Source organism: Stenotrophomonas maltophilia group sp. Smal12 (assembly GCF_037079935.1).
Classification (GTDB): Bacteria; Pseudomonadota; Gammaproteobacteria; order Xanthomonadales; family Xanthomonadaceae; genus Stenotrophomonas; species Stenotrophomonas sepilia.
The window spans coordinates 16102-29219 of sequence record NZ_JBAWUK010000032.1 but is presented as its reverse complement, the minus strand read 5'-3'; the positions used below and the strand labels follow the sequence as shown (position 1 = coordinate 29219).

Sequence of the window (13118 nt, the reverse complement as noted above, 5' to 3'; positions counted from 1 at the left end):
CAACAGCTCCTTTGCGATGCGGTGCAGGCTACGCGGTGCCGGCGGAGGAGACTATTACGATGTTTATAACATTGCAGGCCACACGAGTCCTCGTCGGGCATGGCCCGGCGAGGGCTGCAGATCGACGCCGGCCTGCGGTCAGAAGCCGAAGCGCAGGCTGGCCCAGTACGCGCGGCCCGGCTCGTTGTAGGTCGCCGCGCCGGCATCACTGCTGTTGGCCTCGCGGAACAGGCGCTTGTCGGCCAGGTTGTTCACGCCGAAGCCGAAGCTGACCGTCTCGGTCACCTTGTAGCGCGCGCTCACGCCCCAGATGTTGTACGCGCCACGATCCTGCAGCGCGATCGATGCATCGCAGCTGCCGGTGCAGCGCGGGTCGTTGTTGATGTTGGTCGTGGCCGGTTCCTGCTTGCCGTAGAAGGTGCCGGTCAGCAGCACGGACAGCCTGTCGGTGGCCTGCCAGTCCAGCATGGTGTTGATCGTGTACTTCGGGATCACCGACAACGGCTGGTGCGTGGTCTTGTTCTCGTTTTCCACCATGTAGGTGAAGTTGTTGCTCCACTTCAGGCGGTTGCCCTGCTCGCCCAGCAGCGGAATGACCAGGTTGCCTTCCAGCCCCTGCACGATCGCCTTCGGCGCGTTTTCCCAGCGGAAGATGCGGCCCTTGGTGTCGGCGGTCAGCCCGATCTGGGTGTAGCCGGCCTGGATCTTGTCCTTGTAATCGTTGTGGAAGTAGGTCAAAGACGCCTGCCAGCCGCTCTGCGGTGCCCACTCGATGCCCAGTTCCTTGTTCAGGCTGGTTTCCGCCTTCAGGTCCGCGTTGCCGCGCATGTAGCAACCGGCGCCCAGGCTCGGCAGCGCATTCGGGCAGCCGTTGCCGCGGGTGTAGTAGAGATAGTCCGGATTGGACTGATACAGGTTCGGCGCCTTGAACGCGCGGGCGATGCCGCCCTTCACCACCCATTCGCTGTTGATGCGGAACTGCGCATTGAGGCTGGGGCTGGTGTTGTTGCCGAACTGGCTGTGGTGGTCAAAGCGCAGGCCCGGGGTAACGATCCAGCGCTCACCCAGGTAGATGTTGTCTTCCACGAACACCGCCGTGGTCTGCGCATCGGCCTTGCCGCGCGCACGATCGGCCGACAGCCCCGGGATGCCACCGCCGCTGCTGCTGGACTGGCTCATCGAATAAGGGTCGGTCAGCCGGCTGTCCAGGTATTCAAAGCCCAACGTCCAGATGTTCTCGGCGCCGCCCAGCGTGGTCGGGAAGCTCACTTCGCCATCCAGCTGGTAGTTGCGCAGGCGCGAGGTCGACCAGTCGGTGCCGTTGAAGCTGCCTTCCGGGCCACCGGCCAGGCCTTCGTTGATGCGCGAGTTGTTCACCGCTTCAACTGCAGCGGTCACCCGCGAGGTGACATCGCCCCAGCGGCCACGATGGGTGATCGCGCCGGTGTTGCGGTACATGCGGTTGGTTTCCGCCTTGCCGTCGGCCAGGGCGGCCAGATCGATGCCGGTCGAAGTGCCGGTGGTGCTGACCGCGCGGTCACCAGCATAGATGTTGCCCTGGCGGCTGGTGCCGGCCTCGAACTCGACCACCTGGTCGGCGGTCACGTCCCAGCGCAGCAGCGCGTTGATGTCGCGGTTCTTGACGCCCTCGCGGCCAGCCGGTGGCACTGCGTTCGGCTGGGTGGCGTACTGGCGGTTGAGATCGAGTGAATCGGCGTCGGTCTTGTTGAGGTTGCCGTACAGGCGGAACGACAGCGTGTCGGTCATCGGCCCACTCAGCTGCAGGCCGACGCGCTCGCTGCCACCTTCGGCGCTGTGTTCGGGCACCAGCCCGTACAGGTCGACCGCACCGGTCAGGTCGCCGGTCGGGCGCTTGGTGATGATGTTGACCACGCCACCGGAAGCACCGGAGCCATAGCGTGCCGCCGCCGGTCCGCGCAGCACTTCGATGCGCTCGATCATCTCCGCCGGCACCCAGTTGGTGTCGCCGCGCGTGTTGCGCTCGCCACTGCGGCCCATGCGCACGGCATCGCGCGCACCGATGCGCTTGCCGTCGACCAGGATCAGGGTGTTTTCCGGGCCCATGCCGCGCAGGTCGATCTGGCGGTTGTTGCCATACTGGCCCGAGGCGCTGTTGCCGGTGAGGTTGACGCCCGGCATGGTGCGCAGCAGTTCGGCGATGTCGTTGGCCGGTGGGCGCCTGGCGATGTCCTCGGCGGTGATGGTCGAGGTACCCAACGCCTGGCGGGCAATCTGCGAGGCGGTGACGTGCACCGTGTCGATATCGGTGGCGTCGGCTTCAGCCTGGGCGGTCAGGGCGCTGCCCGCCAGCAGGGCGGCAACGGCGAGCGCCAGCGGGCGCGGCGAGAGGACAACGGCAGGAGACATGATCTGGACCTTCTGGCAGGGCAACGGGGCCTCTGGCAAAGGGCTTGAGGCAACGACGAGGGGGAGGCGGAGCGTCGCTGCAGTCGCCTGCGGCCCGATCCGTGCGCGCATTCTCCCATCAATGCGAGTGATTCTCAAATGCGTTCGCTCATTGCTACCGCAGGCGTGATGTGGCCTGCGTGCCGGACGACCCTGCATCGCGCTTAAACTGGCCGGCTTGCCCACCATCAACCGCACGCCACCGCGGCCGATACCCGTGGTTTGCCGTACGCAGTCAGAGATCGACGTGGAACCACCCCAACTGGACGATGCCAGCCAGCCGCTGGCCGAGGCCTGGCAGCACTGCCTGCAACAGGCCGGCCCTGCCGCCACCGCGCTGCTGCACGCCGCCGCAACCGATGCCCCGCCGGCGCTGGCCCAACGCTTCTACGAAGTGCTGTTGCAGGACGGGCGTGCACGCCGCTTCCTGTCCCACGATCAGGTCAAGCAACGCCTGCAACCGGCCATGCAGCGCTGGCTGGTGCAGCTGCTGACCACCGATGCCGACGGCATTGCCGCCACCGTTGCCTCGCAACGGGTGATCGGCGATGTGCATGCCCGGGTCGGCATTCCGGTCGACCTGGTCACCCGCGGCGCGCGCGTACTCAAGCACGAGCTGTTCGTGCGCCTGCGCGACGACGCGCCCGACAGCGCCACCGCGTTCGCCGCCATCGACTGCCTCAGCGCGATCATGGACATCGCCATGGAAGGCATGACCCTGGCCTACACCCATGCACGTGAGCGCTCCACCCGCGCCGATGCTGCCTACCGGTTGTTCTCGCTGGTGCAGAATGTCGGTACTGAACGCGAGCGCCAGCGTGCACTGCTGCTGGACTGGGAGAACGCCCTGCTCTACGCACTCGCCGGACACGTGCAGGCCGGAGAAAGCGCCAGCCTGGCGACCTCGGAATTCGGCCTGTGGTTCACCCACAAGGGCATCCCCAGCTTCGGCGAGAGCAGCGAAACCCAGCAGGTCGGCCAACTGATGGCCCGCATCGACGGCAACCTGCAGCGGGCAAACCATGACACCCCGGCGCAACGACTGGCGGTGCTGCCGGCCATTCGCGAGGACCTGGCCGCCATCCGTACCCTGATGACGCTGTTGTTCGAACGCATCGGTGAACTGGATGCCGGCAGCGATGCCCTGACCAACCTGCTCAACCGCCGCTTCCTGCCTACCGTGCTGCGCAGGGAGATCGAGCTGGCCACGCGCAACCGCACGCCGTTCTCGCTGCTGCTGCTCGACCTGGATCACTTCAAGGCGATCAACGACGGCCACGGCCACGATGCCGGCGACCGCGCGTTGCAGCACGTCGCCGGCCTGCTCGGCCAGCTGACCCGCGGCAGCGACTACCTGTTCCGCTACGGCGGCGAGGAGTTCGTGGTGGTGCTGGTTGCCGCCAGTGAGTCACAGGCCTCGGTGATCGCCGAGAGCCTGCGCCGGCAGATCGCGCAGTCGCCAGTGGCACTGGCCAACGGCCAGGTTCTGTCGCTGACTGCCAGCATCGGCGTGGCCGGCCATGATGGCCACCCGGACTACGAACGCTTGATGGCACGTGCCGACGCGGCGATGTACGAGGCCAAGCGCAGCGGCCGCAACCGCGTGGTGGTGGCCAGCGCCGACCTGCAGGAAGCGCCGGGGCGGCGCGCGTTGCAGCGCTGAACTGGCGGAAATGAAGAATCCCGGTGGCGGGTAGAGTCGACTGTTAGTACTACCGCGCGCAGCGCGGAGCTTTTCGCCGTCGGAACGAGGAGCAGTCGACTAACAGTCGACTCTACCGATTCGCGCGGCAGCCGCTGCTTTCACCGCCCGCCTCCGCCACGCTGCCCACCACAGCAGCGCCAGCAGCGCGATGCCGGCGCCCAGCAGGCACACGGCAGGCCAGCCGTGCCGGGCGTGCACCCAGGGCCCGGCAGCCGCACCGGCACCACTACCCACCGCATAGAAGAGCATGTAAAGCGCCACCAGGCGTCCATGCTGCTCGCCCGGCGCGCGCAGCAGCAGCGCCTGGTTCGAGACATGCAGCGCCTGCCCACCCAGATCGAGCACGATCACGCCCAGCAGCAGCAACGACAGCGACTGCGGCAGGCCCAGCAGCGGCCACCACGCGACCAGCATCAACAGCAGCGCGCCAAGACTGACCCGATCGGCAAAACCGCGGTCCATCCAGTGCCCGACCCGCGACGCCATCAATGCACCTGCCACCCCAGCCAGGCCGAGCGCACCGATGGCCGCAGTGGACCACTGCAGCGGTGGGGCCGACAGCGGCAAGGGGGCCGCCGCCCAGAACACGTTGAGTCCGGCAAACAGCAGCAACGCCAGTGGACCGCGCTCGCGCAGCGTTCGATCCCGGCGCAGCATGCCCAGCATCGAGCCGATCAGGTCGCGCCAACGCGGCGGCACCACGGGTATCGGCACAGCCGGCAGGCGCCGCCACAGCAGTGCGGCCAGGGTCGCCATCAGCGCTGCCGACAGCAGATAGACTGCTTGCCAGCCGGCAATGGCCGCCACCGTGCCGGACAGCACGCGCGCCAGCAGCAACCCGATGAACACCCCGCCCTGCACCACCCCCACCACGCGCCCGCGCTGCGCGGCCGGAGCCATCGCTGCCGTGTAGGCGATCAAGCCTTGGGTCAGCGCGGTGCCCAACAGCCCGGCCAGCAGCATGCCCGACAACAGCCAACCGGCCGTGCGTGCCGCTGCCAGCCACAGCAGGGCTGCCACCAGTGCCGCCAGCTGCAGCCGCAGCAGGTGCCGCCGGTCAACGCGATCAGCCAGCGGCAGCAACCCGAGCAATGCCAGCACGCTGCCGGCCTGGGTCGCGGCCAGCACCGCGCCGGCAACCGTCCGCTCCAGCGCGAAGGCGTGTGCAAGCTGATCCAGCAGCGGCTGCGCGTAATAGACGTTGGCAACGCTGGCGCCGGCGGCAACCGCAAGCAGCACCAGCAGGGGGCGTGGAATCGGCATGGCATTCGTCATCTGGTTTCATATTGAAACCAGATGCAGGCTAGCTACTTTGGTTTTAAACTGCAACCACATAGGACGGAGACCGCCATGCACGCAGACAGCCCCTGCCCCGTCGCCCGCAGCGCCGACCTGCTCGGTGACCGCTGGGCGTTGCTGGTGATCCGCGATGCTTTCGATGGCATCACCCGCTTCGGCGACTTCCAGCGCAGCCTGGGCGCCGCCCGCAACATCCTCAGCGATCGCCTGCGCAGGCTGGTCGAGGCCGGCATCCTGCAACTGCAACCGGCCTCCGACGGCTCGGCCTACCAGGAATACGTGCTCACCGCCGCGGGCCAGGCGCTGTTCCCGGTGCTGGTCGCGCTGCGCCAATGGGGTGAACGCCATCGCTTCGGTGCAGACGAAGCTCATTCGCAGCTGATCGAATCCAGCACGCGGCGACCGCTGCCGTACATGCAGCCGCGCGGGCGCGACGGTCGGCCCCTGCAGGCCGCCGCCACCCGTGTGCGCAAGCTCAGGGACGACGGGCACAGCGCCTGACCCGCCCATTCGCGCACACCGCGACCCGGTCGCGCCGGTTAGCATCGGATGTTTCCGCCGCCGGACAACGACGATGTCGCGCTATCGCTCTTCCCTGATGACCGCCCTGCTGCTGCCGTTGCTGGCCTGCAGCGCCGGAACCACGCAGGCCCGCGAGGTTGCCGCGCCCGCCGACCACGTGCAGGCCGATGGCCCCTATGTGTTCCGCCAGGGCGACCGGGTGCAGGCCAAGTGGATCTGCGCCGACAAGGTCGAATCGCGCACGCTTGCCTCCGGGGCAACAGGGACCGATATCGCACCGCGCTGCGGCTACGAACACACCGTGCATGTGGCTGCGCCGAATGCAGCCTCGGTCTCGGTGCTGCCGGCCACACCGCGCATCGTCGCGCTGTCCGACATTCACGGCCAGTACGGGTTGCTGGTGCGCCTGCTGCGTGCCCATCACGTGATCGACGCGGAGGATCGCTGGGCGCTGGGCAAGGACACGCTGGTCATCGCCGGCGACGTGTTCGACCGCGGCCCGCAGGTGACCGAGGCGTTCTGGCTGCTCTACGGCCTGCAGCAGCAGGCGGCCGCCGCCGGTGGCGCCGTGCACTTCGTGCTCGGCAACCACGAAACCATGGTGCTGTACGACGACCTGCGCTACGTCAACCCCAAGTACCTGCGCAGCGCCCAGCTGCTGGGCCGCAGCTACCCGCAGCTGTATGGCGCCGACTCGGTGATCGGGCAGTGGCTGCGCACCCGACCGGTACTGCTGAAGATCGGCGATACCCTGTTCCTGCACGGCGGCATCTCGCCCGAGGCGGTGCAGCTGGCGCTGGACCCGGCACGCACCAACGCGGCCTACCAGGCCTCGCTGGGCCTGCCCAAGGCCGAAGTGAAGGCCGACCCGGCCACCGCACCGCTGTATGACGGCAAGACCAGCCCGATCTGGTACCGCGGCTATTTCGATGGCCGCCTTGACACCGCGGGTGTGCAGGCCGTGCTCGACCGCCTGCAGCTCAAGCGCATCGTGGTCGGCCATACGTCGATGCCACACGTCAGCAGCTTCCACGGCGACCGCGTGATCGCCATCGACAGCAGCATCAAGAACGGCGAGAACGGCGAACTACTGTTCATCGAGGAGGGCAAGCTCAGCCGTGGCCTGCTGGATGGCTCCCGGATGCCGCTGGCGCTGGGTGAGCCGGGGCTGCAGGACTGAATGGAGGGACAGCGTGACGGCGCCGGGAGGTGCCGGCGCGCTCCACCTTCACCCGGTTTGCGGCTACCCTTCGGCAGCCGAGAGGCCCGCCCGTCCAGCCGGTGGGCCTGACCGTTACAGGAGCCCCGCGCATGCGCGTTCTGATTGCTGAAGACGACCCGGACATCCGGCCTGTGCGCCTCGCTGCGCCGGCAGGGGCACGTGGTCGACCACGTCGACAACGGTGCGCACGCCGATGCAGCACTGGGCTCGACCCAGTATGCACTGCTGGTGCTGGACCTGGGGCTGCCGCAACTGGATGGCCGCGACGTGCTGCAACGACTGCGCCAGCGTGGCGATGGCCTGGCGGTGCTGGTGGTGACCGCGCGTGACGGCCTGGCCGAGCGGGTGCGCGTGCTCGACCTCGGTGCCGACGACTACCTGGTCAAGCCGTTCGCACTGGATGAATTCGAAGCCCGCGTGCGTGCACAGCTGCGGCGGGTCACCAGCAATGGCAATCCGGACCTGCGCATCGGCCGCTTGCGCCTGGACCTGGCCGGGCACCGCGTATGGATCGACGACCAATCACTTGAACTGACCGCACGCGAGTTCGGCCTGCTGTCGGCGCTGGCGGTGCGTGCAGAGCGCATCGTGTCACGCGCGCAACTGGTGGAAGCGCTGTGCGACTGGGGCCAGGACCTGACCGACAACGGCCTGGACATCGCCCTGCACCGCCTGCGCCGCAAGCTGCAGCCGGGCGGCATGGGCATCCGCACCGTGCGCGGGCTGGGCTACATGCTGGAAGACGCGCAGGACGACAGCGCCCCGTGATCAGTGGACCGCCCAGCCTGCGCCGGCGCCTGCTCGCCTTCCTGGCGTTGCCGATGCTGGGCCTGCTCACCTTCAATACGATCCTGGCCTATTACGTTGCGCTGGACTATTCCAACCGCATCCACGACCGCAACCTGATCGACGACACGCACTCGTTCGCGCAGATGCTGAGCACCATGCCGGTGACCAGCGACCTGTCTCCGCAGGCGCGCTTCCTGATCGAGTACGAGCCCGACGGCCATCGCTATTTCAATGTCGACAGCAGCCGCCAGGGGACGCTCAGCGGCAATGCAGATTTCAGTGCCTACGCGCCTTCGCAGGAATGCACCGGCGTGGACCCCACCCTGTACGATGGCATTCTCAACGGCCAGCCGGTGCGCATGGCCACCGTCTGCACGCGTGCGATGAACGATCCGCAGGACCAGCTGGCGGTGACCGTGGCCGAAAGCATGGCCGAACGACGCCAGCGCGCGCGCGAGATCCTGATGATCATCATCCCGCTGATGACCATGCTGGCGCTGGGCACTGCCGCGCTGGTCTGGTTCGGGGTGACCCATGGCCTGCGCATCCTGACCCCGCTGAGGACCCGCCTGGCACAGCGCCGCGGCGAACTGGCGCCGATCTCCGACGCCGACGTGCCGGAGGAAATCCAGCCACTGATCAGCACCATCGACGATCTGTTTGCCCGCCAGGCGGAAATGATCACCCTGCAGAACCGTTTCATCGCCGACGCCGCGCACCAGCTGCGCTCGCCGTTGGCCGGCATGGCCCTGCACGTGGACCAGGCACTGGCGCATGGCGACCCGGACACGGTGCGCGAGGCACTGCAGCACATCCGCCGGCTCAACCAGCGCACCGCGCGGGTCAGCACCCAGCTGCTGGCGCTGAGCCGGGCCCAGACCGTGCCGGAGACGGTGGAGGCACTGGACCTGTGCGAACGGGTGCCGCAGTGGGTCGGTACACGCGTGCCTGAAGCGATCCGCGATGGCATCGATCTGGGTTACCGCGGCAGCCCCCAGCCGCTGCGCGTGCTCGGCAACGGTGCCCAGCTGCAGGAAGCACTGGACAACCTGATCGACAATGCGCTGCGCTATGCCGGCCGCGATGCGACCGTTACCGTCGGCGTGCACGCGCTGGATGACAACGACGTCGAACTGTACGTGGAGGACAACGGGCCCGGCGTACCCGAGGACGTGATGCCGCGGCTGGGCGAGCGCTTCTTCCGCGCCCCCGGCACCACCGCCAGCGGCACCGGCCTGGGCCTGGCCATCGCCCACGAGGCGGTGGAGCACTTCGGCGGGCGCCTGACCTTCCTCAACCGCCCCGGCGGCGGGCTCAAGGTCGCCATCACGCTGCCGCTGCTGAAGGGCCCCTGACCCGGACCGGGGCGCTGAAAGGCTGGCGAAAATCGCGGTTGCGATCCTGACCCTCCCCACTGCCGTCCCGGAGCCGCCAGGTGACCGACTCGCACGACTTCTTCCTCCCCGGTGGCCCGCAGGGCGTGCTGCTGGTCCACGGCCTGACCGGTACCCCGGCGGAAATGCGCATGCTGGGCAAAGGGCTGAACAACGCCGGCTTCACCGTACACGGCGTGCAGCTGCCCGGCCATTGCGGCACCGTGGATGACCTGCTGGCGACCACCTGGGAACAGTGGTACCAGGGCGTGGAAGATGCGGCGGCAAGCCTGCGCGGCAAGGTCGACCAGCTGTTCGTCGGTGGCCTGTCGATGGGCGCGGTGCTGTCGCTGGCACTTGCTGCTCGACGACCGGACTGGGTGTCCGGCGTCGGCGTGTATGGCGCCACGTTCCGCTACGACGGCTGGAACATACCCGCCGTCGCCCGCCTCTCGTTCCTGCTGCCGTGGTTCAAGCGCTTCAACATCGGCCGCGACCGCATGTTCATGGAAGAACCGCCGTACGGCCTGCGCGACGAGCGCCTGCGTGCGCAGGTCAGCGCCGCCATGCTGTCCGGCGACAGCGCGGCGGCCGGCCTTCCGGGCAATCCCTGGCACGCGCTGGCCGAGATGCGGGCGCTGAGCAACTGGACCCGCCGCCACCTGCACCAGGTCACCGCCCCGTGCCTGGTGATGCACGCGCGCGAAGACGACGTGGCCAGCATGGGCAATGCCGAACTGGTGATGTCGCGGGTCAGTGGCCCGAAGGAACTGGTGGTGCTGGAGGACAGCTACCACATGATCACGATCGACCGCGAACGCCGCGAGGTGATCCGCCGCAGCGCACGCTTCTTCACCGGGATCGGTGAACGCAGCGGCGTCCTCAAGGCGGTGGCCTGAGATGGGGGCACTTGCCACGCTGCTGTGGCTGGCCAATGTCGTGCTCGATACCGGTGGCCAGCTCGCCTTCAAGGCCGCCGCCAGCGACCCGCAGGAGGGCGAGGGACTGCAGCGCTGGAAGCACATGCTCAGCCGCCCCTGGCTGTGGATCGGCATCGCCTGTTACGTGCTTGAGTTCGTCGCCTGGATCGCCTTCCTGTCACTGGTTCCGCTGTCCAAGGGCGTGCTGCTGGGCTCGATCAACATCGTGGCGCTGATGATCGCCGGCCGCATCCTGTTCCGCGAGAAGCTCACGCCATTGCGGGTGACCGGGATGCTGCTGGTCACCGCGGGCGTGGCAGTGGTGGGGGCCGGCTCGTGAGGCGCCTGTATGTGATCGGCTTCCCCCTGCTGATGGCCTTCGACACCCTGGCCCAGCTGTGCTTCAAGTACGCCGGCGATGCTGCGCTGCCGGTCGAGGCCAACACCACCTGGCTGCTGCGCGTGCTGTCGCAACCATGGGTGTACGGCGCCATCCTGGGCTACGTGGGTGCATTCTTCACCTGGATGAGCCTGCTGCGGCATGCACCGATCGGCCCGGCGTTCGCGGCCTCGCACCTGGAGGTCATCAGCGTACTGCTGCTCTCGGCGTGGCTGCTGAAAGAGCCTCTCACCCTGCACCACCTGGTCGGTGCGGTGCTGATCGTGGCCGGCATCGTCTGCCTCGCCCGCGCGGAAGCGGACGACCCGCACAGTCCCACCGAAAACGCTTCGTGAGCGCGTTGCGATGAGCCTGTTCGCGCGCGAACTGCCACCGACCGCCGGCCTGCCGATGCAGGCCACCGACTTCCTTCCCGGTGGCGGTGACCTGCGCGGGATCCTGGCCAACCAGCTGGGCACGCCGCCGCTGCAGCTGACCTGTTCCGGCACGCACGCGCTGCTGATCGCCCTGCGCACCCTGCGCAAGCGCGCGCCCAGGCGCGACACGGTGATCATGCCGGCCTACACCTGCCCGCTGGTGCCGATCGCGGTGCACAGCCTCGGCCTGCGCGTGCAGCTGTGCGATACCCGGCGCGGCCACTTCGACTTCGATCCCGGCCAGCTCGAACGGTTGGCCGATGCGCGTACGTTGGCCATCCTGCCGACCCACCTCGGCGGTCGCATCGCCGATGTCGAACGGGCCTGCGACATCGCCCGCAGCGCCGGCGCCTGGGTCATCGAAGATGCCGCACAGGCGCTGGGCGCACGGGTGGGCAACAGCAGTGTCGGCCTGCGTGGCGACATCGGATTCTTCAGCCTGGCCGCCGGCAAGGGGCTGAGCCTGCACGAAGGCGGCCTGCTGGTCAGCCGCGATGACGAACTGCGCGCCGAACTGGCCGAGCATGCCGCCGAACACGTGCGCTTCAACCTGCGCTGGGAGCTGCTTCGCAGTGTGCAGCTGCTTGGCCTTGCCGCCTGCTATCGCCCCTCGCTGCTGTCGCTGGTGTACGGCAATCCGCTGCGCAACGCACTGCAGCGTGGCGATCTGGAAGACGCGGTCGGTGATGTTTTCCCGCTGGACATACCGCAGCACCGGGTCAGTCGATGGCGACAGAACATCGGTGCCCATGCCGCGCGGCGATTGCCGGCGTTCCTGCAGGCCGGGCGCCTGCGCGCACTGCAGTTGCGCGTGCAGCTGGCACAACTGCCAGCGGTGGAGGTGGTCGATGGCCTGGCCGGCACCGGCGGCACCTGGCCGATGCTGATGCTGCTGCTGCCCAGCCAGCGCGCGCGCGATGCCGCGCTGGACGACCTGTGGCCGCGCGGCCTCGGTGCCAGCCGCATGTTCATCCATGCCCTGCCCGACTACGCCTACCTGCGTGGCATCGTGCCGCAGGAGGACGTGCCCAATGCACGTGACTTCGCCGCACGCATGCTCACCCTTGGCAACAGCGCTTGGCAGACCCGTGAGGAGACGGCCGAAATACTGCAGGTCCTGGCCCGCGCCTGACCCGCACGTGCATGCGTGGCCTGCGCTCCGCGCATTCATCCATGTACTTTCCTGAACGCTTTCCCAGCCCGTCAAAAGCGCCTTTCAACAGGAAAGGAACGAGAAAGGCGGCCTGCCTACATTGAGCCTGCCCCGGCATCGTGCCGGACGCTTCTTTCATCGACGGACCTGCCCATGCGCTGGAGCATCCTGTGTGACTTCGACGGCACCATCAGCCTCGAAGATGTCATCGACTCGCTGCTGGAAAAGTACGGCCAGCCGGGCTGGCAGGAACTGGAAGACCAGTGGAAGGCGGGAAAGATCGGCTCGCGTGAATGCATGCAGGGCCAGGTGCGGCTGCTGAAGCTGGACCCGGCCACGCTCGATGCCCATCTGGACCAGGTGCAGATCGATCCGGGCTTCGCCGCCTTTGTCAGCCGTGCCGAACAGCTGGGCCTGCCACTGCGCATCGTCAGCGACGGCCTGGACTATGCGATCCATCGCATCCTCGCCAACCACGGCCTGGCGCAGCTGCCGGTGGTGGCCAACCACCTGCGCTGGTGCGATGACCACTGGGAACTGGAATCGCCCTACCAGGCCGAAGGCTGCCGCAGTGGCACCTGCAAATGCGCCTGCGCCGCGCAGGCGCGCGCCAACGAAGCACCGCGCGTGCTGATGATCGGCGACGGCAGCTCGGATTTCTGCGTGTCCGAAGACGCCGACTTCGTGTTCGCCAAGCGCCGCCTGATTACCCATTGCACGAATGCCGGCATCGAGCATGCCGCCATCGACACCTTCCACGATGCAATCGCACTGCTGCCGCGCTTGCTCGATGGCAGCCTGCTGCAGCCACGTCGCCTCGACGCCAGCCCGCAGCCCGCCGCACTGCCCCTGCTGCTTGCCACCGCCTGAGCACTCCCTTCCAGGCGCGCTC

Annotated in this window: 11 protein-coding genes and 1 pseudogene; 10 read left to right on the top strand and 2 right to left on the bottom strand. The window is 67.9% G+C overall.

The genetic code is table 11. The features are described from left to right. Positions 1 to 138: 138 nt before the first annotated feature. Positions 139 to 2388 (bottom strand): TonB-dependent siderophore receptor, encoded by a 2250-nt coding sequence (locus WDC87_RS14410; RefSeq protein ID WP_252745403.1) that lies wholly within the window; start codon positions 2386 to 2388, stop codon positions 139 to 141. 286 nt (positions 2389 to 2674) lie between these two features. On the opposite strand from WDC87_RS14410, the gene WDC87_RS14405 reads away from it, so the two are divergent. After that, positions 2675 to 4090, top strand: a complete 1416-nt coding sequence (locus WDC87_RS14405) for a GGDEF domain-containing protein (protein WP_252745402.1) — start codon at positions 2675 to 2677, stop codon at positions 4088 to 4090. A 99-nt stretch (positions 4091 to 4189) separates the two neighbouring features. Here WDC87_RS14405 and WDC87_RS14400 read toward each other — a convergent pair whose 3' ends face one another. Beyond that, the gene (locus WDC87_RS14400; RefSeq protein WP_336331307.1) at positions 4190 to 5395 is read right to left on the bottom strand and encodes an MFS transporter; all 1206 of its coding nucleotides are present in this window, start codon (positions 5393 to 5395) and stop codon (positions 4190 to 4192) included. A gap of 87 nt (positions 5396 to 5482) precedes the next feature. On the opposite strand from WDC87_RS14400, the gene WDC87_RS14395 reads away from it, so the two are divergent. From WDC87_RS14395 to WDC87_RS14355, 9 genes and pseudogenes are all read left to right on the top strand, one after another. Then, entirely contained in the window at positions 5483 to 5932 is a 450-nt protein-coding gene (locus tag WDC87_RS14395; protein WP_252745353.1) for a helix-turn-helix domain-containing protein, read from the top strand. Between the two features lie 73 nt (positions 5933 to 6005). Then, on the top strand, positions 6006 to 7133 hold the full coding sequence (locus tag WDC87_RS14390) for a metallophosphoesterase (protein WP_252745352.1): 1128 nt from the start codon (positions 6006 to 6008) through the stop codon (positions 7131 to 7133). Positions 7134 to 7264: 131 nt separating this feature from the next. Further along, positions 7265 to 7943 (top strand): annotated as a pseudogene (locus WDC87_RS14385) (response regulator). Further along, positions 7940 to 9319: a sensor histidine kinase gene (locus WDC87_RS14380; RefSeq protein ID WP_188241161.1), complete on the top strand. Its 1380-nt coding sequence runs from the start codon at positions 7940 to 7942 to the stop codon at positions 9317 to 9319. The pseudogene WDC87_RS14385 and the gene WDC87_RS14380 overlap by 4 nt, the downstream one beginning before the upstream one ends. Before the next feature lie 80 nt (positions 9320 to 9399). Beyond that, complete coding sequence (locus tag WDC87_RS14375; protein ID WP_005415777.1) at positions 9400 to 10236, top strand: alpha/beta fold hydrolase; 837 nt, start codon at positions 9400 to 9402, stop codon at positions 10234 to 10236. Position 10237: 1 nt separating this feature from the next. Continuing rightward, positions 10238 to 10597, top strand: a complete 360-nt coding sequence (locus WDC87_RS14370) for an EamA family transporter (protein WP_021202495.1) — start codon at positions 10238 to 10240, stop codon at positions 10595 to 10597. Then, positions 10594 to 10992 carry a DMT family transporter gene (locus WDC87_RS14365; protein ID WP_134970296.1) on the top strand — a complete coding sequence of 133 codons (399 nt, stop codon included), beginning with the start codon at positions 10594 to 10596 and terminating at the stop codon, positions 10990 to 10992. Before WDC87_RS14370 ends, WDC87_RS14365 begins: the two co-directional genes overlap by 4 nt. Before the next feature lie 10 nt (positions 10993 to 11002). After that, positions 11003 to 12205 (top strand): DegT/DnrJ/EryC1/StrS family aminotransferase, encoded by a 1203-nt coding sequence (locus WDC87_RS14360; protein WP_188241162.1) that lies wholly within the window; start codon positions 11003 to 11005, stop codon positions 12203 to 12205. Between the two features lie 174 nt (positions 12206 to 12379). Continuing rightward, positions 12380 to 13096 carry an MtnX-like HAD-IB family phosphatase gene (locus tag WDC87_RS14355; protein ID WP_301655304.1) on the top strand — a complete coding sequence of 239 codons (717 nt, stop codon included), beginning with the start codon at positions 12380 to 12382 and terminating at the stop codon, positions 13094 to 13096. The last annotated feature ends 22 nt before the right edge of the window (positions 13097 to 13118 follow it).

Coding starts and splice junctions, on each gene's coding strand:
- WDC87_RS14410 (WP_252745403.1), bottom strand. CDS start 2,388: ATGTCTCCTGCCGTTGTCCTCTCGCCGCGCCCGCTGGCGCTCGCCGTT.
- WDC87_RS14400 (WP_336331307.1), bottom strand. CDS start 5,395: ATGCCGATTCCACGCCCCCTGCTGGTGCTGCTTGCGGTTGCCGCCGGC.
- WDC87_RS14395 (WP_252745353.1), top strand. CDS start 5,483: ATGCACGCAGACAGCCCCTGCCCCGTCGCCCGCAGCGCCGACCTGCTC.
- WDC87_RS14390 (WP_252745352.1), top strand. CDS start 6,006: ATGTCGCGCTATCGCTCTTCCCTGATGACCGCCCTGCTGCTGCCGTTG.
- WDC87_RS14370 (WP_021202495.1), top strand. CDS start 10,238: ATGGGGGCACTTGCCACGCTGCTGTGGCTGGCCAATGTCGTGCTCGAT.
- WDC87_RS14360 (WP_188241162.1), top strand. CDS start 11,003: ATGAGCCTGTTCGCGCGCGAACTGCCACCGACCGCCGGCCTGCCGATG.
- WDC87_RS14355 (WP_301655304.1), top strand. CDS start 12,380: ATGCGCTGGAGCATCCTGTGTGACTTCGACGGCACCATCAGCCTCGAA.